Here is a 24,902-nt window from a genome sequence, read left to right as displayed (position 1 = left end):
CCTTCTATATTAGCTGAAATTTGTATTATAACCAGCCTATTTATTGTTTTTTATATAAATCTTTGTTTAAACGTGATTAAAAGAGCTGTTAAACAACTTTTCTTGTTTTTCTGGGTGTGTAAAGTTCGGTTATCATCGGTTATTAAGGTTTAACCGATGATAACCGAACAAACTTACTAGCCTAAAATACAAACTTTATAGATAATAGCTTCACATTAAATCATATGGAGATAATCAACTTATTGAATTTATTGTTTATTGTTTGTTGATTTTAATGTAAGTAGAAAACAATAGACAAGGATGTCTATTACAAATTAACAAGGAAGTTAGCAGTAATATAACCGAATCGCTTATTGTTTATCGCAAATGGGTATTGCATATATACCAAATAAAAGAAATTCAGGTTATCTCAATTTTGTCTCGAATGACGAAGGAGTTAAGTTATGTCCAACACTCTAGCGGTATATGCATGGATTGCACTAATGGCGTTTAGTTTGGGTTGGATTGCTCAAGGATGGCATCGAGATAATATAACGTTAGAACAACGGATGTTAATAACGGAAATCGAAGATCAAGCAAGCATGGATGCTTGTCTTGATCTTCAACTTTTTTCTTATGTATTAGAGGAAACATCTTTCTAATATAAAAGAGGAAATTTTTATTTCATTTAGTGAATATCCGTTCCTGACCATTCGGCAAAGACATTAACATAACCACGGGCTTCTACTACCCCAAGCCAGTCTTCACCTTCCATTGAAAAAAGAGAGGTACTTTCATTCATTGGGAAGGTAAGTTGTAAATCAGTACGATAGAAATTACCTTCTAACTGATAAGGGTAAGGCCATGTCGTCTCTGTCCATAAGGCTTCTTTAATGGAGATAGGCACATTATCACAAGCCGCTCGATTTTTGACCTTTTTGCCACTGGCATCAGTATAAGTTAAGTAAGCTGAAAAGGGCACATTCATTTTTTTATCTTTAGAGCTAAATAAACAATAAGATTGGCCTCGGATTGTGGTTCTAGGTCCTTCAACCGCTGCGGTAATTCTATCAGCTTGGCGAAATGCACTGGTGGTAACGATATAGTCAAAAGTTAATGGTGGCTCTTTATCACCGACTTTTCCCTCTCTATGGGGATTATTGACTAATTCTTTAGAAATAATACTAATTCCATAATCACGAGGCTTGATAATTATTGTGTTAGAAGGGGTAAATTCATAAAACCCCGATTGAGGCACTGCCGTATTGGTAAAACTAAAGGTAAATAAATCTTGGCTCTTAGAAAGATCTACGTTGTTTTTAATTAATTTTTTGAAAAAACTTTTTGTGAAATGGACATAAACGCCCCCATTACCAGGGGTGATTAAATAAGAGGCAATTGTTGGTGAAGAGTAATAAAAGGTTCTTGATGTCGGTGTGGCTGAAAGAAGAATATCACTCGCTGTTGGTGTAAATGATAATGTCGCTGTATCTACTTTCATCGCTAGTCTCATGACATTTAAGCTTTCGCCATTTAGCTCATAATCAACCATCTTACAGACAACATTATTGCCTACAATTTCACAAAATTTAGAGCCTAAGCCTAATACAGCATTACCTTCACTATCGACAAAAATCTCTTGTAACGCATTGGTTGATTTCAGTTTTACATGTCCATTTTTGGTGATCGCAAAACTTTGTTCAGTCACTCTGCCGTTTACAGAGCGACATGTTTGGCCTAATGCAGGGTTGTAATCATTCTTGGTATAGCAGAAAAAATAACTAAAATTTTCTGTACTGCCAATAGGTAAGTGTTGCATATATTGATAAAAAGAATCAGAAAATATAGCTCTAGGAATACCTGCTTCACCACCATGCGTGTTCATATATGCACGATACATCCCATCGCTTAAGACTTGTTCAGGTCTTTGTATTCCATCGGATGGGCAATCTCTATATGTTCGCCAGCAACGGTTACCAATAAATGGCATTTTTATAGGTGAGTTTTCTAGCCAAATATCAAAATAATTGTAGAGAGGAACAGCACCTGTATATCCCATGTAGCCTAAGCTAAGTTGATTATTACTGTATTTAGTAAAAACGTTAGCACCACTAAAGCGAGGATCGGTTTTTTGTGGTGTAATAAAATATTCGTTATCAATATTATTTTCAATAAAAACAATATTATTGGTATAGGTTGCTGCATTACAAATGAATGTAGCAAAAAGGGTGAGTATTAATAATAGATAATGTTTAAACATTATATGCTTTCCTTTAATTCCGATTTACCAACGTCGTTTGCGGATCACAAATCACATCACCCACCCATAACACACCTCGTGCAGATGAAAGATCTAATTCAGCCTCACAAATCTGTTTATCATCTTGTTGTAACGAAATGACGGGATAGCGTTTATCAACATCCATTGCAAATTGGCCTTGGTGATCGGTTTGCGTGCGACCGATATGGTTACGTACTTGCGCACTGGCTAACAGTGTGCCATCAGGCGATTTCATTCGACCAAATACAGTGACCATCTGTTTTAACTCAGGTTGATGTACGGCAACGTTACCTGGATAAAGCACCACATTTTTCACACGACCCGAGGCGATATCAAAGCTATCTTCACTGTTTTTATCGTTCAGTAATTCGACTTTATATTCCGCATAAGGTGAAAGTGGAATAAAGTTATTGCTACCCGATAAGACAAAACGTTGACCATTGACGTTAGCCGCTATTTGACCTTCACCATCGATTCCAGTTTTGACAATCACCCCCGAGGTTTCTTGTTTACCACTGGCAGAGAAGTTCATATCACTATAAGCAAAGGAGCCTCGAGCGGTTAATGTAGTATTTAATCGGTCATCGTTAGGACGATTCATGGTTAATGTCCCCGTACTGTATTTCGTGTCGAACATACTGTAACCACTCACAGAGAAATCACTGTCAGTTCCGTCTTTATCATGAAGAAGGGTCGAAACGGATAACCCAGCACTGGTAATTGGGGCATTTTCAAAGTTTTTCGAGGCTGACAGCTCACCACGTAAGTTCCCGTTACTGGAAGACATCCCAGCACTGAGCCAGGTTGCCAGTGGTAATGAGAAGTCTAAGGTAATGTATTTTTCATTTGTGCTGTCTTGATTGTCGTAATGATAACGTTGAATACCCGTACGTAAACTCATACTGCCATAGCGACCCGTGTAGAGAGTTGTCGCGTATTCAAAGTTATTGGCGTTATTTTTATCGCGTAAATCTTTGGTGTAGGAATAGGTAAATGATCCCGCATATTCCCAAAATTGGGTAAAATTGAGTGTGGTGCCAAACGAGTAGTTATCAGAGTCATACATCGGGAAATCGTCTTTGATGTTGCCTTTTTCACGATTGACCCATAGTGATCCAAGGCCTTTAGGCAACGCGTAATTAGCGGTGAAAATATTACGGTTGCTACCCTCTTTAGCAATTAATGCTTGCCAACTGGTGGAGAGTGTGTCGGTTAATTGCAAATGGCTGTTGGTTTCTAAGACGGCAACGTTATCAAAAATATACGCAGAGCCTTGTAGGTTAAGACCTGAAAAAACACCTAAGGTAATGGCGCCCGCGCCTCCGACTAAGACCGTATTATCTCCGCGAGTAGTGCGGTATTCATTGTTGTTGTTTTTAATGCGTTTTTTGTAATCCACATAACCCGAATACAATTCCCAGCGCAGTTGGTTTAAGGTTGCCCCTTTCATATTGAAAGATTTATTGACGGTTTGACGTTGTTTAGAGCGAACTTTACCATCAATGACCACTTCGACATCCACTTCATAAATACCAAAAGGAAGTGGTGCCGTATCAACTTCAAAACTTCCCATTGGGAAATTTTGAATACTTAATAATTTACCGTCACGATACAGACGGACTTCCCCTGCACTGGGTAAGAAAACAGTGATTGGTGTTAATGAAAGCTGTGTATTACTGACTTTGGATGAGGAGTTATTGCCATAGGTGATACCGTAAACTTTACTGCTATTGAGTGCTGACATGGTTGCAATAGATTGTAAATTCCAGGTATTTAATAGACCAAAAGCAAACCGGCGCCCATTAAAATCCCGTTCAAACATGGCGCGATAGAAATCAAACGATTGCTCGGCGGTACCTAATCCATACGCCGTTGCACTCAGGTTTAAGTGGTTTTCTGCAAAACTCCAAATGCTATCAACAGAAAAATAACTGTTAGTGTTATCTTTCTGCTGTTTCACCTTATTGTTATAGACCCCTAAATTATAGGTTGTGACAGAGGAAATATTATTGACCGTTGATTTACCTAACATCTCTGAGCGTGCTTTGATTTGTGTGGCCAGACCCGCTTCATTGACATCTAACGACATAATAAAAGTGCTTAAATCAAAATTAAGCTTGGCATCAGGAGAGAGAATGATGGTGTTATTTTGATCAAAAGGTCTATCTTTCAGATCATTTAATGACTGAACAAGCTGTTCATTGATGGATGCTGTTTGTGTTTCACTTTCATCCAATGTAGGCGTAACGGAGTTAATGGTAATTTTATTGTCTTTTAACACCACCAGCGCATCCGCAATTTTATTACGACTTTGCTCTTCTAAAACCGATTGTTCAGATAGATCGTAACGTAAATAGACAGGGATCGTCATGCCTTCTTCTAATGCGGTAGCGAAGACACTAGGAATAATATAGTTACCTATCTTTAAATTGGCGGGTTGACTAAATGCACTTTCAGATAAAAGGCATAAGGCAATACCCAGAGCGACCCCTGATTTACGCACAATAGATCCTTATGAAATTAAAAATTAATTTACAATAATAAAATCATCGTTATGCCAAATGCCGACGGTAGCTTTTTTACTTTGAACATCGACTTGTTTTAGCTTGACACCAAGACCTGGCATAACGTAGTAGCGTTCACTACAGCGGTTATTTTCGTTTTTTGTGACGGCATCAGGCATACAATCGCCAGTGGCGACAGTGCGAAAGGATGTATTTCCCGTGTTAAACACCACACGCGCTTCTTTATCAAATTGGTAATCGAATCTTTCTTGACGAGGTGCAACTACTAAAATAGTGCTTATCATGGCAGAAGTGGTTGCCGTGGCGGCTTTTGCACTCTGGGTTGATCCTGTTTCTGTCACAGGATCGTCACGCCAGACTAAGCGGTAGTAACGTTCTTGATTATCACTAGGGCCTTTATAGAAAATTTTGAAACTTTCTTTGGTTTTGCCGGGTAAAATTAAGTTTGCAGGTGAAATCAAAATCTCGTTATTGACTAAAGGGAGCACTTTTCCATCATCCAATGGGGATGAAATGCGCTCAATAGATAATCCGACTAAACGAGCCTGATCGACATTATTTTCAATTTCTTTGGCAAGAATAGTTTGGTCGGATAGCAGGGTTTCGGTAATGGCACCGACATGAATGGCTGCTGCGAATTGGCTATAAAAAATCAAAGGACTCAAACAGGCTAATATTATTTTTTTCATCATGGATCCTTGAGGGATGAGCGAGAATTCGCTCGTCCCTTATTATTAAAAGACTATTTTATGGATCACAGCTTATGGTGTTGCAGTGAAGTCGCCTTCCCAAGTTGCAGTGAACTGGACTTTAACGTCGCCATCCCAGTAACCATCTGCTAAATCAGAGAATTTAGCATCAGCACCCGCAAGTTTTGCAGAAGCGATATTGAATGCGAATTGACCTTGACCGCTGACACGATCTTTACCGTTGAAAGCACCCTCTTGAGCTAAGAAATCAAGACCTGCTGTTGTGCCTGTAGCAACGTCAACCATAGGGGTTTCAGTAGTATCAGTTAATGCAGTACCATTCCATTTAACACCTACAGTCAATTCACTATCGTCAGCTGCACGAGTTAATTTGTCAGAGATGATTTTAGACGTCAGTTTAAAGTCAGTTGCCCCTTGTTGACCTTGGATAGTGATATCGAAAGCGCCATCTTGAGTATTAAAGGCTTTAACACCTTCAGCGTAGTTGAAGGTTAATGATTTTAATGGTGTAACTACTAACATACTTTTAGTGTCTTTGTATGCTTTAGCATCCCATGAAGCAACAGCTTGTGCTTTACGAGTATCAGCTTGAGCAAGAGTAGTTGCACCCATAATAGCTACAGCAAGAACTGCCAATGTCAGTTTTTTCATATTGAAATATCCTTTGTTGATTATTTTTCACAGCATAGTGTTTTTAAATAACAGTGCGTTTTTCAACTATATTCAGTTATTTATTTGTTAGTAAAATATTTATTTAAAATAAATTTTAAATATACTCATTTTAAATTAAATATATTTTCCTAATGGGAGGTGTTATTTAATTTTTTAAATTTCTATTTTCTTTGCGTCTTTTAATTAATATGCAAAAAAAACTATAAATCTAAAATCAGAATATTTATTCCTTTTTTGATTAATTGTTTTATTTGCAAAATTGATTTGAGGTCAATTTTACTAATAAAAATATTAATGAGGATAGGATTAATCTCATAGGGTTTTATGCTTAAAAAACAACTCATAAGAGTTTTTTAACTAAATCTGTGTATTTTTACTCTGAATGCGAGTTATTATTGAGTTATTAAATAAAAAGCTTTATGTGTTGATAACTAATTAACATTATAAGAAAAAATGTTTTTATCTTTTTTTTATTTTTTTATTCCGAGAAATTTCAATTTAAAAATATAATTCAATAAAATAGGTCTTTTTGTGATTTGTTTTGGTAGTTTGTATGAGGTATTGCATGATGGAAATAGGAAAATTAAATTTATTCCTGTTAAGTATCTAAAAAAGACTAGCCAATATTGATCTAGAATAATATATATAATAACGCCTATGAATAATTCCTATTTTAATAAAACTAGATTTAATGAAAATACTATTTTTTATCAAATGTCACAATCAAATAATGTAAAATAAAAGTTAAATAATGATTAATAATTTGTGTTTTTATTTAAGTGAGTATGAGTGTAAAGAAGGATTATAAAATAACTATCTAATCAAAGTGACCTATTATAAACGCTCTACACATGAGAGTGTTTATAATTAAGATAGAGCTCTTACTAAGAAAAGCGCGTATTTTTAGAATACAACTTTTTTAGTTATTTCTGATTTTTGGTGAAAATAAGCAGTAATAAGCAGGATGGCATAAAATGTTGCGCCTATCATCCATAGCAAGCCATCCCAATAAACGATGCTGTAATGATAAATAAAGGCAAAGCAGAGTGGGCCAATAATTCCGGAGATGTTGGTTAAGCTTACCAATGTACCTTGTAATTTCCCTTGCGCATTGCCATCAATAGATTTTGATAAATAACCTTGTAAAGCAGGTTGTCCCATACCGCCAGCCGCCAAGCAGATTAATGCAGGTAATATCACCCAAACTTGACTTACCCACGCTAATAATAAACAGCCCATCATATCAATAGATATGCTGAGTATAATGGTGGTTTTTTCGCCCCATTTTTGGGCTAATGTTCCAGCAACAACCGCTTGAAAGAAAATATGTAATACACCCAGGGCTGCCAAAGACATACCGACCGATGTCGTATTCCAATCAAAACGGTATTGTGTAAATAACACCCAAATTGTGGCAGGAATTTGACCGATTAATTGAATGATAAAATAGGCTATCAGCCAAAAATAGAGGCTTTTCTTAATACAGCCTGCGGTTGAATTTGATGCTATTTGAGTGCATGTATTTGTAACGCGTGTTTCTCTTTTTTGTGTTTCATAAAAAAATAGCAATGAGAGGAGCAATAATACCGAGTGTAAAATGGCGACGCATATAAATGGAGTGTGGGCACTTATTTCACCTAATAACCCTCCGAGTATTGGACCAATAATAAGACCAACACCAAAAGCACCACCTAAAAAGCCAAAATAGCGAGTTCGATTTTTAGCAGGAGTAATATCACTCATGGCTGATGCACATACAGCACCTGTTGCACCTGTGATGCCTGCAATAATACGCCCAATGTAGAGCATCCAAAGAGTGGTTGAGAATGCCATTAAAAGGTAATCGAGGGCTGCACCTAAAAGAGAAAACAGCAAAATAGGTTTTCTGCCATATTTGTCAGACAGTCTGCCTAAAATAGGTGCAAAAATAACCTGCATAGTAGCATAGAGCGCTAATAGCACACCGTAATGAGTTGCAAGTGAATTCTCACTGATAAATTCATTTAATAGCGTAGGGAGTACTGGCATGATAAGCCCAATGCCAATGGCATCTAATACGGTGATCAGCAGTATAATAATAATTGATTTATTCATCTAGATCCTAAAAATCTATCGGTGATAGAGTGGGCGTAAAATATCTCTATCAGTGATAGATTGTCAAGGATGTTTTATTTTGAGGTAGATAATGGCAAAGTTAGATAAAGAACAAGTGATTGATAATGCGTTAGTTTTACTTCATGAAGTGGGGATTGACGGCCTAACGACGCGCAAATTAGCGCAAAAAATAGGGGTAGAGCAACCCACCTTGTATTGGCATGTGAAGAATAAACGTGCGTTGTTAGATGCATTAGCAGAAACGATTTTGCAAAAACATCATCATCATGTTTTGCCATTGCCTAATGAAACATGGCAGGATTTTTTGAGAAATAACGCGAAAAGCTTTCGCCAAGCATTATTAATGTATCGTGATGGTGGCAAAATTCATGCAGGAACTCGCCCGTCTGAAAGCCAATTTGAGACATCAGAACAGCAACTACAATTTTTATGTGATGCCGGATTTAGTTTGTCTCAAGCCGTATATGCGTTGAGTGCTATTGCGCATTTTACATTAGGATCAGTTCTTGAAACTCAAGAGCATCAAGAAAGCCAAAAAGAGCGTGAGAAAACAGAGCCCAATACTGTTCACTATCCGCCATTATTAACTCAAGCCGTTGCCATTATGGATAGTGATAATGGTGATGCTGCATTTTTGTTTGTCCTTGATGTAATGATTTCAGGACTTGAAACGGTGTTACGTAACACTCAATAAATCTAAATCCGCTGACGTCCTTTTTGGCTAATTAATTGCCCTTGTATATCAGCGATACCAATATGCGCTATACAGCCTGCATTAAACGGTAAATAGTCATCTTCGATGCCATCCGAAAAAATAACTCCATTTTCTGGCATCAAAGACTCTAATTGTAACGGTGAGTCAGGCTCAATAGTGCCAAAAGTCAGTGTGACACCTGTTGTTCTGCTAGGAAATGGCTCTCTGACACTAAATTGTAGCTTTCGATCACCCCAGTTAAACCCTTGTAACAGAGGGTGCGAAGCTTTTCCTGTTATTGCCATTGCGCCCGCAAGAATAGATTGAAACCACCCAGTTGATCCTAATCCCGTTGACACAATGATGCCTGATGAGGATTGTGCTTCTTGAGCACCATCCCATTGTAAAATATACTGCGCGGAAGTGTGACTTTTAGGGCCAATAAATAGGTCATTAACTGCTAATAATGATTGACCATCATTGGTTGTCGCTTGCGCGAAAGTGACCGTTTTAAATGGCATTTTTTGATTAATGGTATTAATCACCGTCTCTTTTAATTGCCCTATTTCAAAGGGTAATAATTTACCATCCCATCTTGATGGATCAGGGTTTATTGCAATGATAGGCTGCCCATTGAGATATTTCAGTGTATTAGCTACAAGCCCATCTTGACCAATCACCACCACAATATCGTGGGGTGAAAATTGATAGCTAGGTAATAAATTTCGTTCTAATAGCTGAAAGCGTCCTAGGGATTTTAAAATCAACTCGGCTTCTGTTAATTGTTTTTGATATAGATTGTGTTCGTTGAGGTAATCCTTTACCTCAACATTGTTGTGTTCTAAATAAAACTTGGCTTGTGACCAGGTATTAAAGCGCTCGATTAATTCTTGTAAACGGCTTTTTCTCATCACTAACACAAAGCGAAAATCGTTGTTACGTTGCATTATTTACCGCCTTTTTTCATAAATTGGCTAAATAAATCAGGGGTAATATTCAGTTCGCCGATTTTCCCTGAATTAAGCGCTAAGGTTTCAAATGCCATTGCCATTAATTGTTGTGAGTCCATTTTTGCTAGCGCCATGGCTTTTAAGTTTTCAACGGGCAATTCACGGTAAGCTCGCATGGTCGCTTCAATGGCGTAGGCATCAGCTTCTGATTGTGTTCGCTGATTTTCGGCACTTAATGCGACAAGTTCTTTGCGTTTTGCTTCAGCATTCACTTTGGCTTCAAGGCGTTCTTTTTCAATTTCTGCTTGTTCTCGTAATAATGTACGTTCATTTTCTAAACGTGCTTCTTCAATTTCTTGTCGTTTGCGTTGAACGGATAAGTCAGTTTCTAATTCTGCTTCTTTAATGGTGCGCTCTTGTTCAACTGAGAATTTACGACGCGCATAAATTGCATCATCGGCTTCTTTCAGTAAGGATTCTCTTGCCTCGGCTTCTAGCGCTTTTAAGGTTTCTGGTGATGGGGTAATTGCTGCAATAGAAACATCTAAAATTGCAATGCCTAATGCTTCTAATGATGAGTGTTCAATTAATTGTTCCATCACCAAAGTCACTAATGATTGGCTGAGTAATAATGCTTCTCTGAGGGGAGTACTTTGGATCTTTGCTTGAATTAAGGTTTGTGCAATACGCACAACACGATCACTGAGTTTGAGTGGATCTTCAGAGGCATATGACTTACCGTTTTTACTTAAGTTAAAGTTGAGCACTTCTGCCGCTTTTTCAGGGGTTTTGACCTGAAATGAAATTTGTCCTTGGATGCGTAAACTCTGAAAGTCTGCGGTTTGGAAGTTAAAAATAAATGGCGCTTCTTGTGCGTTTAAAGGTAATGCCGCAATGGAGGTTGTGGCTGAGTTATACCAAAAACTTAAGCCTTTACCTTGTTGGCGGATTTTACCATTAACGGATTTAATGATGAATGTTGATGAGTCAGCTTTAAAATAATTTAAGTTAAACATAGTATTTCCTTTTTTAAGTGTCCTTATGACAATAAGTGTATTGTGTCTTATAGACACTATTCTTGTCAACTGATTTAGTGTCTTTATGACAAAATTTGATTTTTTGCTGTTTAACCTTAAAATAGCCTTATCGTTTTCTAATTAAGTTTCCGCCATGAATGAACAAGATTTTTTAGCCAGTTATAATCGTCGTGATTTCCTATCCCCACTCATCACCGTTGATGCCGTGCTGTTTACTTATCATGAAGAGCAGTTAAAAGTGTTGTTAGTGAAAAGAGGGGAGCATCCTGAAAAAGGAAAATGGGGTTTACCCGGTGGATTTGTCGATGAAGTGCAAGATAAATGTCTTGAAGATACGGTGCTAAGAAAATTAAAAGAGAAAACGGGGGTCATCCCTCCTTATATTGAGCAACTCTGTTCAGTGGGGAACGATCAGCGTGATGCAAGAGGCTGGTCGGTAACAGTCTGTTATACCGCGTTAATGGCACATCAAGCGTGCGAAGCTCATATTGATACTGTGGATTCGGTAATGTGGTGCCCTATTGATGAGGTTACACAACAAAGCTTAGCGTTTGATCATCGAGAGTTAATTACACAAGCGAGAGAGCGTTTAAAGCAAAAATCACTCTATTCAATTGTTCCCGGATTTGCATTACCCGAAGTGTTTACCTTGCCTGAGTTACAGCATGTTCATGAAATTCTGATTGGGAAAGAAATCCAGAAAAAATCCTTTAGACGACGCATCGAACAAGCAGATTTATTGATTGATACAGGAGAAAAACGGGCAGAAAGAGGACGCCCTGCAAGTCTGTATCGACTTAAAGAGGCGTCCGCGGATTATCGGTTTATTCGAAATCTTGAGTTCTAGAAAAGCCAATTGTTTTACAAAGCCAGTTGTTTTACAAAATAGTGAGCGCCATCTCGAATGGCGTCATCTGCCACTTTCATCATACGTGAATAGTGTAAAAAAGCATGTAATGTGCCGGAATACATTTTATATTCACAAGGTAATTGATGCGCTTCTAAGGTTTTAAATAGCGTCACACTATCATCAATAAGTGGGTCGTATTGTGCGCTAGCGATAAAGCAAGGTGGAATATCTTGCGTTAAATCGTTATTAAATAAGCAATAATAAGGTGCGTCACGACTGCCAAGTGCGGTTAAATACGCATTGTCATACTCTTCTAAATCTTGTTGGCGCAACCCATCCCATTCACCACCATAAAGTCGACGGCTGGTAGAATCGCGTAAGCCATATAATCCATACCAAAGCAAAGTGGCACTCACTTTACCGCAGTTAATGTGTTTGTCACGTAACCATAATACTGTGGCAAGCGATAACATCGCACCTGCGGAGTCACCCGCAAAACCAATCTGTTGTGTATTAATATCGTAGTGTTTTGCATGTTGATGATAATACTGACAAACCTGTGCGGATTCATCAATGGCTTGAGGATAATGCGCTTCTGGTGACAGTGAATAGTCAATACCAATAACAGTACAACCAGTATAACTGGCAAGCAGTCGCATAATGCGATCGTGAGTATCTAAATTCCCTAAAATAAAACCGCCACCATGAAGATAATAAAGTGTTGCAGGTGTTTTTTCTTTGGGTTGATAAAGACGTGTTAATACATTCCCATAAGAAGTACTCACCGAAATATCTTGTATGTTAAACATCTCTGGTGCATCAGCATTCCAATAACGCCTATCTTGATTATAAGCAAGACGCATCGATGGATAGCCATCATTTTCTGGCGCAGGTTGCGGATTATCTGCATAAAATTGCATAACTTGTTTCATCTCTGGCGAAATAAGCTCTAGCACATTGATTTTATTTTTAGTTTTCATTCATGCCTCCAATTATCACAGTGGGGTATTGTAAATAATGAGGCTTAATAAACTGAGATCTTGATATCCAATATTGAATGTTAGCGCTGAATGGAAAGGGTGAGATGTGAAACTGTGATCTGACTTGGATTTAAATAAAATGACTAAAATAGGATTAATTGCACAGTTTTTCTTAACTAAATAACTAAATTGAGAATAAAAATAATTATGAGATGTGTTATTTTATTTTTATATTTAATCTTATTTTAGAAAAGAAAAATGAAAATAAAATTAGCTATTTTAAGTTTACTTTGTAGCACTATTTTACTAAATGGATGTGCGACTCAATCAATACAGCCGGATGCTCAATCTAATTTGTTATTGAAACCAAAATTAGCCGATGAACCAGAGAAAATGACTCAAAGTGAAATAAAAGAGTCAAATCTTACGGTTAAAAATTACCCTAAGAATTTATTACGTCCATTACCTAGTTATCCTGTAAAAGCTTGTTCTCAAGGCATTGAAGGTGAATTAAAGGCGAAATTTGATGTTGATGAAAATGGGCATGTACAAAATATTAGGATTTTAGACTCACCTTTAGTGGATGTTTTTGGTTTGTCACTTATTCACGCAATGGAACAATGGCGCTATGAAACAGGAAAACCAGCAAAAGATTTAAATTTGGTTATGGAATTTAAGCTTTGATCTCAATATTAAATTTAACATAATGAAAAAAGAGAATAACCGCGATAAATTAAACGGATTATTCTCTTACTTTATTAATTAGACACTAATTGCACCACAACAAGTCGCCCACCTTCTTCTGTCGATAACACAAATTGCAATCCATCGGTTAATGCAATTTTATCGCCAATCGCTATTTGCTTTTTCTCTGGCAATACCATTAATCCATCAATACGCTCATTAACAAGCCACCATGTTGAGTTGTGATAAACAAAATAGCCTACGCGCTTTTTCTGTTCATCTGTGGTGCGTTCATTAGGCGCAATAAGGCGATTAACATGCCAAGGAAACAGTGATTGATTACTCCAAACCATTAAGCGGTGATCGTCGGGTCTAAAGCTACCGGCTTTACGGGAAGAGTAGAGATTTAAAATCGGCAATTGCCCTTTATATGGGGTATGACAATAAGGACAAACTGGCTGTGTTTTTCCTGAAAAAACATACCATTGCTGTTCACAGTCTTTATTTTGACAAGGCTGAACTAAATCTACCGTTTTGACTAAAGCGGTTTCCCATTCATCTGCGGTAGGGCGTTGCGAAGGATCGTGTAACCCTGTAATAAAAGCTCTTTCAAAAAGAGGTGTTAGGTAAGGCCCCATAATAGTGTATGGGATTTTTTCAGGATCAGCCCAAGGTAGAGATGACGGTTTTACCTGATTCAATTTTACCGCATTGCTACGATCTGTTGGGTGTTCAATAAACAGCGCTTTTTCACCCATAGAGAGTGTTTCATCACGCATTTCATCGTCAAGATCATGAATTTTACCGCCCCGTAAAGGGTGGCGATAAAACAGATACATATAGATCAATACTGCAAGGGCATGTCTATCAGTGGTGATACTTGGCAAAATTCGGTTAGGATCTTCTTTCGGTAAATGGCTGGTTTTTACCACTTCAGGTGCAATAAAATCAGGTGTTCCAACAACATCAGGTGGGTATTTTCCAGGAACCACTAAACCGTCAATATCAATCACACAAGCATGACCTTGCTCAGGATCGATAAGGACGTTTTTATAGCTTAAATCGCTATGGCATAAGCCCGCGGCATGCATTCGGCGGACTGCACGAGAAAGCAATAAACAAACTTTCAAGTAATTTAATAAATTACCTCTTTCTCTAGGATCGAGAAATTTATTTTGGTTGTTGGCGCTTGCAAACCATTTACCTTCTTTTTCACGACCTTTTATGGCAAGAAAGTCATTGTTTTTAGAGCCATATTTAAAGAAAAAGTGGGGTTGATATGTCGGCACTACAATACCAATTTTGCCTTGATGTTCAACAACATCAGTTGGCCAGCAAAAAAGGTTTTTCCAGTATTCACCGCCACTTTGCTCAAAGATATTATGACGATAAGAGCCTGTTATCATATCGATTCTATCTTTGGCTTGTGCGTTTTGTTTTGTCTTATAAAAGGCAACAACATAGGTTCTGTCAGGGGAAAAATAGACATCTTTCATTGAGCCAGAGCCAATAATTTCATTGACGTACTGGACGGTTTTCCCACTTTGTGTTGTACAGGTAATGATATCTGCCATGAAACTCACCTATTTTCTCTTTGATGATCACCAAGCCACAACCAGCGTGCGGTCATCGTGATTGCCTGCTGAAAAGAAATTTAGCCATTCGGCCAGTGTTTTATCAGCGGTTTCCGGTGAAGCTAAACAAGGCGATATTTCATCAATAAGCGCTGCCCATTTATTGGGATCTTGTAAGCCGTTATCTGTTTCAAACTTCGGATCAGACACACCATCTGTCATTAATATCAGATGTGAAATTTCGCTCCATTTACCAATAATAATGCGTCGATTAAATTCAATATCATTCACCGCACTCTCATCAAGAAAACGGGTTTGTCCTGCATATTCACCGCTATCAGGAATACCTAAAACACGGACCTTTCCGGCGGGTCCATAAGCTGCAATTGCACCATCACCCATCCAAAATGCCGCTGCAAATAGCTCATCATCGATACGTAAAGCCACCGTTGCCAACAGTGTAGTGGAAAACGATTTTATGGGCTCATTAATGCGAATGGCTTCATTCTTTAGGTGATTAATCGCAAGCTGTGACGCATTATGAAATAGCTTAGAAAAAAAGTTGCCTACTTGCCTTTTCTCACTCTCATCATCCCATTGGTGAATGGTGTTGAGATAAGGTGCTAATATGGGATTTTTCTCAATGTTCAATTGTTCTTCAAGGTATTCACTGACAACTTTTGTGACAATGCGTGAACCTTCACGAGAGTAGCGAGCACTGCCGGCACCGTCAGCAACAATTAAAATATTCCATTGGCTTTGGTTATCGTGGTGAATGTAAAAATCGTCATCACGGAATGTACCTGCATGTTCATGAGAGCGACCGCGACGGCTGGCACCTGCAATACGAATATCTTCTTCAAGAATAAGTTTGCTATCAATATGTGCTTTAGGATAAGGGCTATCTGCGGGAGGTTCGTTAATTTGCCATAAGCTACGAGGATCTGGATTAATGATTAATAATACATCATTGTGGTAATGCGCTGAATTTACAGACCAGTTTATTGTTAGCGTGAAATTACCACTTTTTATTGGTGTGCCAACTAAGCAACAACTTTTGGCATCAAAGGTTATGCCGAGATCTTCAGGAAAATTCACTGACTTAATTTGTGCAGTATCAAGCGTATCTAATTCAATATTAATCGAAGAATTAAATTCGCTACCTACTTTAGCATTAGAAAGAGTAATTTTGGCCGTAGGGCGGTGAATAATCGGTTTTTCTATTGGCATTGGTGATGAGTGTGTTGGAATTTGCCCTGGTTTTAATGAGCTTTCTTTTGGTAATGATGCTTCGTCAGAGGCTAAATTGTGGGCTGGTGGCAATAACAGAAGAATAGGTTGTGCTTTGTCTTGCGTTGTTATTTTTTCTGCTGTTTTTGCTTTGATTCTATCAATAATAAAATCAATATGTTGAGCGATTTCCGCATCTTCATACAGCGCAATAACCAACTCTTCATGTACCGGAATACGCTGTTGTGTCAGTGTGTCATCAATAATCAGTTTTGTGAGTAGGGCTTTTTTATCCATTAGCCTTTACCTCGTGTGACATCAAAGTCAGATTGATTGCTGTTATCTCCAAAGGTGATGTTGTTATCACACCAAGGGCAAATAACGGTTTCAGGGCCATTTACACAGAGCAATTTGCCACATTGGCAAACGGCAAAAGCAGTCGCATTGCCACAATAAGGGCAACCTGGAGTGCCATGAAGTTCACTGGTATTAACTTGATATGCGGTGGCGCTGAGATCACTCCATGCAAAGTAATCTTCATTTAAGGTGTAGCAACCCGTTAAGTTAAAGCCATTAAGGTTAAGATTAAAATCCAACCCTGAAGCTTTCATGGGAGGACGTTCATATTTCATTAAATAAGGTGAGCGTGTGTGGCTACAACGGCCGACAAAAGTGACACAAGATTCATCATAGGCACGAGCCACATCGTCTTTGGCAAGACGAACAATATGCTCTGTTTGACTTAAAAGTGGTGGTGGCTCTTCGCCAACACTTCGGCTATGAGAAACCACTGACATCGTTATCCATTTAATAAAACGAGTAAAATCGCCTTCTTGTGTTTCGGTAAATAACAGTACATTTTCAGTTAATTGCGACAGCACATGTAAGTCTGCACTTAAGCCTAATCCAATCGCAATTAAGTTAACTTTGTTGGCGTAGTGATCTTTCCAGCGCTTGATCTCTTGTGCGTAATCATCGGTAGGCCTGCCATCTGTTAAAAGGTAAACGACAGGCTTCCAATCGCCTTTTTGCTCAAGCGTGGTTTTTCTTACTTGAGTGTCGATTTGGTGAGAAAGTTCTCGTAATGCACTGCCTAATGAAGTGCCTCCTCCTAATGGAAGTTGAGGTGGGTAAAAAGAGACGACTTCAGTGAGTGGAACAATCGTTTTTGCAACGCCAGCAAAGGCGATAATAGAAATATAAGCAGTTTCAAGGGCGTGTGGATCACGCCTTAGATCGCTAATAATAGTTGTCAGACCGTCATTCATCTTTTTTAGGTTTTCACCAATCATCGATTCTGAACAATCTAAAACAAAGAAAATGGGTAGCCTTCTCATTGTTGTACCTTATCACTTTATTGTGGCTGTTATGTATTGTGATGAATAAACCAAAGCCTGAATAAAATAAAAGCAAAGCCTTTTGAAGCGCTTTGCTTTTGTGGATCACAGTACCAACTGAATTTCAGGAGGTGGTGGCGGTAATGTGTCTTTATCGGTATTAACCCCAGCGCTTGAACTGCCAGAGGCAACACTGGCAGAGACCCATTTAAAGAAGCCAGAGAAGGCATTGGAATCGAGAGTTTCTAAGGCAACCACTTGCGAGGTGAGTTCTTTAAGGTGATCGTGTTTGGCTTTCGGGCCAACAGCACAAGCGATGATCGAACCAAATGAACGTTTTTTCACTTCTTTAATTGCTTCACCATAGGCGTAAGCATCAGAAGGTGTGCCATCGGTCATTAAAAAAACGAGAGGGCGCCAGTCACCTTTTTGGTCACCATCAGAGCGTTTAATATCACGATCAACGCACTTGATTAAGCATTCGAGAGCCGCACCTGTAAAGGTGCCACCAGAGCTAGGGACAGTGATATCCGTGAGCTGAAAATCTTCTAATGCCGTTAATGGAATAAATTCACGCGCTTCATTATCATAAGTGATAATTGAGATATGTACGCTTTCTAATGCGTAGGGATCTTGTCTCAATGCATTTAGCATTGTTTGTATTCCCACATTAACGGCGTGAATAGATTCACCTCTCATTGATCCTGAAGTATCAATTAGTAGGTAAACAGGAAGTCTTCTCATTAGGTAAAGTCCTTTAAGTAAGAAATAAAGCTATCTGAACTTGAAGGCTCACCAATGGCGTTAAGTTTCCAGCCATTCTCTTCTCTGACTAATTCAGCAAACAGCATTGAACGTTGGTTGTTGAAGGCTTCGCCTCCAGATAAATCAAAACGAGCCATTTCTATATTTTTTGCATCAACAGCGCGAATAAAGGCGTTTTGTACTTTACCGAAGTGTTGTTGTAGCTCTCGACCATTGTAAATCTGAACAATAAAGACAATTTTGGTAAATTTAGGGTCGAGGGTATTTAATTTTACGATGATCTGCTCATCATCTCCATCTCCTGCACCTGTACGATTATCTCCTGTTAACCAAATTTGCCCAGATTTATGTTTTAGGCTATTAAAGAAAATGATGTCACCATTAACAAGAGAAGGTTGCCCCCCTTCAATGTTACCCAGATCGTTGACTTTACCGTTTTCACCACATAAGAAAGCGATAACGTCTAAATCATATTCTTCACTTTTTTTACCAAAAAGCCCGCCCAAAAAACCTCGTTTCTCTTCGTTGATATCCCAACCTAAACCGATAGTGACAGAGGAAAGATCATATTCATTTTTCTTTAAACTAACACCTTGTCCTTTTTTTAAACTTACTGACATATTCATTCCTTTTTTATTTAAAGTACAACGTTAACCTCAGGAGGTGGTGGAGGTAATTCATCGAGATCACTAATATCTTTCTTGGTTAAATCGACTTTTTGACTACCAACAGAAACACTGGCTGAAACCCATTTAAAAAATGACTTTATCGTATTAGAATCTGTTGTATCCAGTCGTAATACAATTTCAGTGATATTTTTTAGTATATCCGTTTGTGCGGATTGTCCTGCTGCACACGCAATAACAACACCTGTGCGTGCTGCTCTAAATTTCTCAACGCCTTTCTTCCAATCATCAGTTGGTGTGCCATCAGTCATTACAAAAACTAGCGGACGCCAATCACCTTTGGTTTCGGCTGTTGTTTTTCGTACTTCGTTTTCAATACGATCAGAAACTAATGTCAGCGCTTCACCTAATGCAGTTGTTCCACTTGCCACGAAATCGGGTACGCTAAAATTGATTAAATCCGTGAGTGGAACAATTTGTTGTGCTGTTGAGTTAAAGGTAATGATAGAAATATAGGCGGTTTCTAATGCGTAAGGATCTTGACGTAATGTTGATAAGAGCATTTCAACACCATTTTTTACTGCTTCAATAGGTTCTCCATACATAGAACCCGATGTATCAAGTAAAAGGTAAACTGGCAATCTTCTCATGCATTTATCCTGTTAGTGAGATAGGAATAAGCGATTAATATACTAACTGACTGATGAACGTGTTCAATTGAGATTATGCTTAGTTTAATTAAATTAGGAAAAAAACGCAGTGATGATTGTCCGATATTATTAATCTGAACGAAGATCGCATAAAAAGTAAAATAAAAGAGGAATTAAGTCGTAGTTACTCTTATTTTGAGTGATTATCCAACATTTCTTATTAAGCGTGTTTTTTTATCGACTAATTCTGAACGGAATAGTGCAAAAAGAGTGGTAGATAAGGATTAAGTATAAATACTCTATTTTTATAAATCTAAAACCAAATAAAAATATAAATAAATTCAATTAATTACATTTTTAATTAATGGTTGGAGAAATATATAGTCAAATAAGTATTTAATTCAATAAATATATAAATTATATTATGTTGAATGATTTTTATATTTATTTTTTCTTTTTCTTTATTATAAAAACAACTTGATACAGTAGTATCAAGTTGTTTTTTATTATATATGATTAACTCTCTTAATCTTGTTTTTTATTTTTTTCTTTCTCAGCTAGTGTTGATTGAATTAAATTTTCGACATAATGATCAACCAATAATTCAACAGCCTCACTGCGTGTAGAATTATTCAGATAAGATAATCTATCAATTTTGCGTAATGCAGACATTTTTAATGAAAGTGAAACCGATTTTTTCTTATCTTTATCGAGGTAAACTCGGCTTGCCATTCCATTATGGCGGAGATCTTCACTGGCTGATAATGCCTCACGCATACGGCGCAATGCTTTATTATCAAGCTGACCACGTTCGGTCATTTGATAAGCACGGGATGCTTTACTGTACTTTATTTCAGCGCCATAAGAATCTCTTATCTCTTTTAAAACGCGAGTTAACGTTGGCTCTGAGCATTCAAGAGCAGAAATAATCTTAATGGTTGGAACCTTTTTTCCCGAGCTTAAAAGGGTTGCCAGTGTAAAGACTCTGACCTGACGAGTGCTTAATTGCATGCTTAGTTACCACTTATTCTGTCATTCGTGTGTTAAAATATTTAGCTTTAACTTTTATTATTCTTGTTCTTACTTTTTATTTACAAGTATCAAAAGTAATACAAGTATAAATAAAATAAGCGTCCTATTAAATGTAGTATCAAATAATAATTGAAATAAAAAAATTACTTTTTTAAATAAAAAATTGGTTTTGTTTTTTATAAGTTCTAGTCAAAGATAACATATTTTAACTAGAAACTTATAAATCAAAATCAAGATAGGGCATTATTTTATCTTATTGAGCTCATCACCTGCTATAGAGTATTTTATGTTGCATTAAAACGTTGAGCATTATTTTGTTGGTTAGGAATAATGCCATAAATTTTAGCTCTCGTTAAAATACTTAATGCCCATCGGCGATGCGTTGCTGGCTCGCACATCGCACCTTGTGATTTAAATACCGCTTGAGTTGAATTTAAAATACGCAGGGCATCTGAGTGATCGGATTGAGATACCATAAGAGCTTGTTCAATCTTGTGAATTTGTTTTGGATGTATTGCTGTTTTACCCACAAGACCATTGGCGATATCAAGTGCAAGCTCTTTATCCATAATATGGTGATCATCGATATGCTCGCAAACAGGGGCAGTGAGTGCAAATTGACGAGCACCAAATACGGCAACCAGCATTTTTATGACGTAACCCATTGGACCATCATAAAGTGTTAACTGGCGATTACGTCTTAGTGAAATCACATTCATTAAGTCATTACCACCAATACGTAACGCGATAATTCTGTTATGGCAAGGGTGAGACAGGAGGTGGTTTGCAAGTGCTGTCATTTGAATAACATCAAACACTTCTTCTGTTTCAAGTGTTGGCATCATACATAAATGTGTATTTTCAATAATATCCCACCAAACAGGCAGAGAAGCTTGTGTAAATTTAGGTAACACAAGACCGTCAATAGCACTGACATCAAGATGTTCGGTGATCCATTGACCCATTTCTGGATGGCGAGGACGAATAAATAGCAGTGGCCAATGGCTACAATCGTGGTTCTTTTTATGCTTTGCTAATGTATTTAATAATGTAGCCAAATTTTCTAATGCGACGGGAATATCAGCATCACTAACCGCATCTTCTAAACAGATAATTAAAGAGCGTAGCCCTTCAATTTTTTGATCGATAATCGTTGTTGCAATATCGGTTCGAGTTGCAGGCATATAAAGTGTTGCACCTAAATTCCACGGAGATAATCGTTCAATCATTATTTCACCTTTTTAATGATAGTCACTGCACGATATTGACCAAGCGCTTGCCCTGCTTCAATAACAGCAATATTTTTTTCTTGTGCAAGATAAACCAGTAACGCCACATCAGGATCGGTTATTTCTCTCACAAGAACATGCTCGGGTACACGGCGTAAAACAGCACGTGTGGCTTCGGCAATACCGGGTTTTATACGATTGATATTTGAAATATCATATTTTTTTGCAAGTGAACTAACGACGTTTTCGCTCAGCTTTTTTAAGTCTGATTGTTGTTCTTTAAATGTGGCATGTGGAATGTCGTTATCAAGCAAGGAGTCAACGACTTTTCCTACTGTATCAACAAGGTAACGACTGCATTCATAGTGCTTTAAATGTTGGCAATCGACAAAACCATGGAAGCCTTTTTCCGTCCAAATTGAACGTGAAATTAACCCTGAAACGGGCGCCCCCATGATCCCAAAAGGGATAAGCCAATCTTCATCACTAGCACTTAGCCATGCACAACCACAAGGATCAGCAAGGACAACAAGACGTGGTTGTGAAGGATAACCTTCGCGTCCTGCTAATGAGCGAATTAACTCCCCTGTAATCGCGCCTTTTCCCGTCCAACCATCAACAAAAACAACACCTTCTGTACCATGATGTTGTTCAATCCATGAAAGTGCTTCGCTATCAATGCCTCTATCTCGAATAATGCTTATTCCATAGTGATAAGAGGTTTTTCCCATTTTACGCAAGGTTTGTTGCAACATTACACCTAAAGGAACACCTGCACGGACAAGGCTTGTCAGAATTATTGGGGTGTCACCAAAGCGTTCAATAAGGGATTTTGCCAACATAATCACTTCAGTTGCTAAGCGTGTCGCACCGGCTTCTAGCGCTTTTTCAAACAGATCTAGATGCCATGTTGTGGGTTCTGGCTCTTGGCTTAGCATGTCAGAATAGTGGCGTTTACCTGACTGTATCAGCTCTTCTTTTAACTCAACGGGTGTCATTTCAATATTGACGGGTTGAAGTAGAAAATCGACATCACCTGATACATAAGATCCTGAAAACGGTTTATGATCCATCATGTTTATTCTCCAAAAATTTTTGTGTTGATCGCATCAGCGAATTGGCTTTGGCGAGGAAGCCCATACCAACTGCATAATTTCATAAAACGATGATCACTCAGGCTATCGCCTAAACCAATGACAGGAAAAACGCCACGTTCTACTTTTAATTTATTAAGCAAATAGGTGACGGCTTTACCTTTTTCAATAGGTTCAGGTAACCAAGCAATATTGTTACTGTTGCGATGAATATAAAAACCTTCGGTTGAGAATGTTTTTTCTATCTCATCACCTATGGCGTATAGCTCTTCTAGTCGGGTGCTATCGTTATGCTTCATCACTAAATAAATAGGCAAATCATCATATTCATAGTTAATTCGCGCCCAACCATCAATATGTCGTTCGGCCATTAATTGCGTAATTGACTGTTGTAGAGTCAACAAACGCTGTGTATATGGCGCTAAGCTTTGAGTAATATAGTTTTGCCATTGTGTATCAGCCGTACCTTCAGGTGTTAATATCACCGCACCATGTGTGGTGATTGCCCATGAATGAAATGGAATAGTGACTCGGCTGATTTCTTCAGTGCCTCGTGCTGTGACGGGAATGACATCGGCATGTTCTAACATCCAATCAACAAGCATGGCTTGCTCTTGTGTCATAAAACTACGAGGCTTTAAGCTTCTATCAAGCGCACCCGTTCGATACGGTTCAAGTGCTAACTCATCCACCATTTTTCGACGTGTTTGAAATAAGGTGTCGTCCAGATCGGTTAAAATCACAGGCTTAGTCATAACTAATTACCTCAACAATAGGCGCAACTTTATTGAGAGCTTCAATTAATTGGCTATCAATACTTTCGGTTGGCGTTTCACAACATAGTAAAATACGATCAAATTGTTGATGTGCTACGTTATAGACAAAATTAGGAATACCTAAACCATAATTATCAGTAAAAGTAATGGCTGATTGAATGGCAAAATTGGTTGAAATAGGTGAACGGGTTGTAGCGCTATATTTTACAATAGCACCTTGTTTTTCAAGACGTTCAGCCAACAAGAACGGTTCCCAGACAAATTCCCCCGATCCTAAAACCAGAATTTTTTCATCTACGGATGCTTTGATGGCTAAACCCAGATCGTTTGCGGGCGCTGTCATACCTAATCGGCCCCAACTTTGTTTGCCTGTAATGGCAACTTGGCCTGAAGCTGTAATATTGACATTTGGCATAACAGGTAGAGGCGCATTAGGATCAGCATCCCATTGCCATTTTCCTTGCACTAAAGAGAGTGTTTTAATTGGTAATGGGGCGCGCTCAGCAATAGCGTTCCCACTCCAATCTGTCAATGTGACGGTAATAACCTGCTCAATATGTGCTAATCCACCTTCTTCACGTAAAGCCGAAAGTAGATTAATAAAGGTATTACCTGTTGTGGCTTCATCGTCAATTAATACCACTGTTTTAGCGTATTTTACCCATTGGCGCTGTTCTGCTGTTTTTGGTAAATAGAGTAAGTGATCAGTTGCATGGCTGTGATTTTCTTTAAATTCACACAGTAATTCACCGTTATCAATAGGGTGACGTGTTGAGGTTAAATAAATTGCTTGTTGATAATGATTTTTTACTTCATCAAAAACGCCAGCACCTAAACCCACGGCGGTTTCTGCCATACCAATAAACAAAATAGGGCCTTCAAGCGAGTCAGGAAATTGGCGGGCAAGTTTTTGATAGGTTTCACGCATTTTCTTTGGTGAAACAGGGATATGTCGCCCTAATACTTTACTGACAAATAAAAATGCACGCTTAGGATTGCGTCTTTCTGCAATATCAAATAATTCGTCAAGTAACTCAATAGGGCAATTTGGCGTCACACTTAATGTGCCACAAGAAAGAGGGCGACGATAAACGGATGAGTCACTCATACTA

The 24,902-nt window shown here is 38.1% G+C and carries 23 protein-coding genes; 4 read left to right on the top strand and 19 right to left on the bottom strand.

Features of this window, described 5'->3' with window-relative positions; genetic code table 11:
* The first annotated feature begins 443 nt into the window (after positions 1–443).
* Positions 444–641 carry a hypothetical protein gene (locus GWJ05_RS03260; RefSeq protein ID WP_036934244.1) on the top strand — a complete coding sequence of 66 codons (198 nt, stop codon included), beginning with the start codon at positions 444–446 and terminating at the stop codon, positions 639–641.
* A gap of 26 nt (positions 642–667) precedes the next feature.
* Here GWJ05_RS03260 and GWJ05_RS03255 read toward each other — a convergent pair whose 3' ends face one another.
* The 5 genes from GWJ05_RS03255 to tet(H-J) all read right to left on the bottom strand — a co-directional run bounded on the left by GWJ05_RS03255 (position 668) and on the right by tet(H-J) (position 8,261).
* Positions 668–2,239 (bottom strand): hypothetical protein, encoded by a 1,572-nt coding sequence (locus GWJ05_RS03255; protein WP_036934243.1) that lies wholly within the window; start codon positions 2,237–2,239, stop codon positions 668–670.
* A gap of 13 nt (positions 2,240–2,252) precedes the next feature.
* Entirely contained in the window at positions 2,253–4,763 is a 2,511-nt protein-coding gene (locus GWJ05_RS03250; protein WP_036934241.1) for a CS1-pili formation C-terminal domain-containing protein, read from the bottom strand.
* Positions 4,764–4,787: 24 nt separating this feature from the next.
* Positions 4,788–5,474: a hypothetical protein gene (locus GWJ05_RS03245; RefSeq protein ID WP_036934238.1), complete on the bottom strand. Its 687-nt coding sequence runs from the start codon at positions 5,472–5,474 to the stop codon at positions 4,788–4,790.
* A gap of 72 nt (positions 5,475–5,546) precedes the next feature.
* The gene (gene ecpA, locus GWJ05_RS03240; RefSeq protein ID WP_036934236.1) at positions 5,547–6,146 is read right to left on the bottom strand and encodes a common pilus major fimbrillin subunit EcpA; all 600 of its coding nucleotides are present in this window, start codon (positions 6,144–6,146) and stop codon (positions 5,547–5,549) included.
* A gap of 924 nt (positions 6,147–7,070) precedes the next feature.
* Positions 7,071–8,261 (bottom strand): Tet(H)/Tet(J) family tetracycline efflux MFS transporter, encoded by a 1,191-nt coding sequence (tet(H-J), locus tag GWJ05_RS03235; RefSeq protein WP_087803391.1) that lies wholly within the window; start codon positions 8,259–8,261, stop codon positions 7,071–7,073.
* Between the two features lie 91 nt (positions 8,262–8,352).
* On the opposite strand from tet(H-J), the gene tetR(H) reads away from it, so the two are divergent.
* A complete protein-coding gene (gene tetR(H) / locus GWJ05_RS03230) occupies positions 8,353–8,976 on the top strand; it encodes a tetracycline resistance transcriptional repressor TetR(H) (protein ID WP_103005101.1) in 624 nt (207 codons plus the stop codon).
* A 2-nt stretch (positions 8,977–8,978) separates the two neighbouring features.
* Here the strand turns inward: tetR(H) and GWJ05_RS03225 are convergent, their stop codons facing one another.
* Together GWJ05_RS03225 and GWJ05_RS03220 are read right to left on the bottom strand one after the other, a co-directional pair.
* Positions 8,979–9,923 carry a sugar kinase gene (locus GWJ05_RS03225; protein WP_036934228.1) on the bottom strand — a complete coding sequence of 315 codons (945 nt, stop codon included), beginning with the start codon at positions 9,921–9,923 and terminating at the stop codon, positions 8,979–8,981.
* Positions 9,923–10,942, bottom strand: a complete 1,020-nt coding sequence (locus GWJ05_RS03220) for an SPFH domain-containing protein (protein ID WP_036934226.1) — start codon at positions 10,940–10,942, stop codon at positions 9,923–9,925. Before GWJ05_RS03220 ends, GWJ05_RS03225 begins: the two co-directional genes overlap by 1 nt.
* 154 nt (positions 10,943–11,096) lie before the next feature.
* Here GWJ05_RS03220 and GWJ05_RS03215 point away from each other — a divergent pair, with 154 nt between their 5' ends.
* Entirely contained in the window at positions 11,097–11,810 is a 714-nt protein-coding gene (locus tag GWJ05_RS03215) for an NUDIX hydrolase (RefSeq protein WP_036934225.1), read from the top strand.
* A 14-nt stretch (positions 11,811–11,824) separates the two neighbouring features.
* Here GWJ05_RS03215 and aes read toward each other — a convergent pair whose 3' ends face one another.
* Positions 11,825–12,793 carry an acetyl esterase gene (gene aes / locus GWJ05_RS03210; protein WP_036934223.1) on the bottom strand — a complete coding sequence of 323 codons (969 nt, stop codon included), beginning with the start codon at positions 12,791–12,793 and terminating at the stop codon, positions 11,825–11,827.
* 258 nt (positions 12,794–13,051) lie between these two features.
* On the opposite strand from aes, the gene GWJ05_RS03205 reads away from it, so the two are divergent.
* Positions 13,052–13,477, top strand: a complete 426-nt coding sequence (locus GWJ05_RS03205) for a TonB family protein (protein ID WP_052038427.1) — start codon at positions 13,052–13,054, stop codon at positions 13,475–13,477.
* Positions 13,478–13,551: 74 nt separating this feature from the next.
* Here the strand turns inward: GWJ05_RS03205 and GWJ05_RS03200 are convergent, their stop codons facing one another.
* The 11 genes from GWJ05_RS03200 to GWJ05_RS03150 form a co-directional block, all read right to left on the bottom strand.
* Positions 13,552–15,051 carry a helix-hairpin-helix domain-containing protein gene (locus tag GWJ05_RS03200; protein WP_036934221.1) on the bottom strand — a complete coding sequence of 500 codons (1,500 nt, stop codon included), beginning with the start codon at positions 15,049–15,051 and terminating at the stop codon, positions 13,552–13,554.
* Between the two features lie 27 nt (positions 15,052–15,078).
* The gene (locus tag GWJ05_RS03195) at positions 15,079–16,578 is read right to left on the bottom strand and encodes a PP2C family serine/threonine-protein phosphatase (protein WP_161681053.1); all 1,500 of its coding nucleotides are present in this window, start codon (positions 16,576–16,578) and stop codon (positions 15,079–15,081) included.
* Entirely contained in the window at positions 16,578–17,618 is a 1,041-nt protein-coding gene (locus tag GWJ05_RS03190) for a TerY-C metal binding domain-containing protein (protein ID WP_036934218.1), read from the bottom strand. The genes GWJ05_RS03195 and GWJ05_RS03190 overlap by 1 nt, the downstream gene beginning before the upstream one ends.
* Before the next feature lie 105 nt (positions 17,619–17,723).
* Positions 17,724–18,362 (bottom strand): vWA domain-containing protein, encoded by a 639-nt coding sequence (locus GWJ05_RS03185; protein ID WP_036934216.1) that lies wholly within the window; start codon positions 18,360–18,362, stop codon positions 17,724–17,726.
* Positions 18,362–19,003 (bottom strand): TerD family protein, encoded by a 642-nt coding sequence (locus GWJ05_RS03180; protein WP_087803397.1) that lies wholly within the window; start codon positions 19,001–19,003, stop codon positions 18,362–18,364. Before GWJ05_RS03180 ends, GWJ05_RS03185 begins: the two co-directional genes overlap by 1 nt.
* A 17-nt stretch (positions 19,004–19,020) precedes the next feature.
* Positions 19,021–19,659, bottom strand: coding sequence for a vWA domain-containing protein (locus tag GWJ05_RS03175; RefSeq protein WP_087803399.1), 639 nt, complete (start codon positions 19,657–19,659; stop codon positions 19,021–19,023).
* Between the two features lie 525 nt (positions 19,660–20,184).
* A complete protein-coding gene (locus GWJ05_RS03170) occupies positions 20,185–20,670 on the bottom strand; it encodes a hypothetical protein (RefSeq protein WP_036934213.1) in 486 nt (161 codons plus the stop codon).
* Positions 20,671–20,975: 305 nt separating this feature from the next.
* Positions 20,976–21,920 (bottom strand): HpcH/HpaI aldolase/citrate lyase family protein, encoded by a 945-nt coding sequence (locus tag GWJ05_RS03165; protein ID WP_036934212.1) that lies wholly within the window; start codon positions 21,918–21,920, stop codon positions 20,976–20,978.
* On the bottom strand, positions 21,920–22,996 hold the full coding sequence (locus GWJ05_RS03160) for a cysteine protease StiP family protein (protein WP_036934211.1): 1,077 nt from the start codon (positions 22,994–22,996) through the stop codon (positions 21,920–21,922). The genes GWJ05_RS03165 and GWJ05_RS03160 overlap by 1 nt, the downstream gene beginning before the upstream one ends.
* Before the next feature lie 2 nt (positions 22,997–22,998).
* Positions 22,999–23,769, bottom strand: coding sequence for a hypothetical protein (locus GWJ05_RS03155; RefSeq protein WP_036934210.1), 771 nt, complete (start codon positions 23,767–23,769; stop codon positions 22,999–23,001).
* A complete protein-coding gene (locus GWJ05_RS03150) occupies positions 23,762–24,898 on the bottom strand; it encodes a phosphoribosyltransferase domain-containing protein (RefSeq protein ID WP_036934209.1) in 1,137 nt (378 codons plus the stop codon). The genes GWJ05_RS03155 and GWJ05_RS03150 overlap by 8 nt, the downstream gene beginning before the upstream one ends.
* Positions 24,899–24,902 lie beyond the last annotated feature (4 nt).

The sequence above is a fragment of the Proteus sp. G2626 genome (assembly GCF_009915985.1).
Classification (GTDB): domain Bacteria; phylum Pseudomonadota; class Gammaproteobacteria; order Enterobacterales; family Enterobacteriaceae; genus Proteus; species Proteus vulgaris.
This window is presented reverse-complemented; position numbering and strand designations above follow the sequence as displayed.

Bases quoted from the DNA above. Each gene is read 5' to 3' on its own strand.
- GWJ05_RS03260 (WP_036934244.1), top strand. From the start codon at position 444: ATGTCCAACACTCTAGCGGTATATGCATGGATTGCACTAATGGCGTTT.
- GWJ05_RS03255 (WP_036934243.1), bottom strand. From the start codon at position 2,239: ATGTTTAAACATTATCTATTATTAATACTCACCCTTTTTGCTACATTC.
- GWJ05_RS03245 (WP_036934238.1), bottom strand. From the start codon at position 5,474: ATGAAAAAAATAATATTAGCCTGTTTGAGTCCTTTGATTTTTTATAGC.
- ecpA (WP_036934236.1), bottom strand. From the start codon at position 6,146: ATGAAAAAACTGACATTGGCAGTTCTTGCTGTAGCTATTATGGGTGCA.
- GWJ05_RS03225 (WP_036934228.1), bottom strand. From the start codon at position 9,923: ATGCAACGTAACAACGATTTTCGCTTTGTGTTAGTGATGAGAAAAAGC.
- GWJ05_RS03220 (WP_036934226.1), bottom strand. From the start codon at position 10,942: ATGTTTAACTTAAATTATTTTAAAGCTGACTCATCAACATTCATCATT.
- GWJ05_RS03215 (WP_036934225.1), top strand. From the start codon at position 11,097: ATGAATGAACAAGATTTTTTAGCCAGTTATAATCGTCGTGATTTCCTA.
- aes (WP_036934223.1), bottom strand. From the start codon at position 12,793: ATGAAAACTAAAAATAAAATCAATGTGCTAGAGCTTATTTCGCCAGAG.
- GWJ05_RS03205 (WP_052038427.1), top strand. From the start codon at position 13,052: ATGAAAATAAAATTAGCTATTTTAAGTTTACTTTGTAGCACTATTTTA.
- GWJ05_RS03200 (WP_036934221.1), bottom strand. From the start codon at position 15,051: ATGGCAGATATCATTACCTGTACAACACAAAGTGGGAAAACCGTCCAG.
- GWJ05_RS03195 (WP_161681053.1), bottom strand. From the start codon at position 16,578: ATGGATAAAAAAGCCCTACTCACAAAACTGATTATTGATGACACACTG.
- GWJ05_RS03190 (WP_036934218.1), bottom strand. From the start codon at position 17,618: ATGAGAAGGCTACCCATTTTCTTTGTTTTAGATTGTTCAGAATCGATG.
- GWJ05_RS03185 (WP_036934216.1), bottom strand. From the start codon at position 18,362: ATGAGAAGACTTCCTGTTTACCTACTAATTGATACTTCAGGATCAATG.
- GWJ05_RS03180 (WP_087803397.1), bottom strand. From the start codon at position 19,003: ATGTCAGTAAGTTTAAAAAAAGGACAAGGTGTTAGTTTAAAGAAAAAT.
- GWJ05_RS03175 (WP_087803399.1), bottom strand. From the start codon at position 19,659: ATGAGAAGATTGCCAGTTTACCTTTTACTTGATACATCGGGTTCTATG.
- GWJ05_RS03170 (WP_036934213.1), bottom strand. From the start codon at position 20,670: ATGCAATTAAGCACTCGTCAGGTCAGAGTCTTTACACTGGCAACCCTT.
- GWJ05_RS03165 (WP_036934212.1), bottom strand. From the start codon at position 21,920: ATGATTGAACGATTATCTCCGTGGAATTTAGGTGCAACACTTTATATG.
- GWJ05_RS03160 (WP_036934211.1), bottom strand. From the start codon at position 22,996: ATGATGGATCATAAACCGTTTTCAGGATCTTATGTATCAGGTGATGTC.
- GWJ05_RS03155 (WP_036934210.1), bottom strand. From the start codon at position 23,769: ATGACTAAGCCTGTGATTTTAACCGATCTGGACGACACCTTATTTCAA.
- GWJ05_RS03150 (WP_036934209.1), bottom strand. From the start codon at position 24,898: ATGAGTGACTCATCCGTTTATCGTCGCCCTCTTTCTTGTGGCACATTA.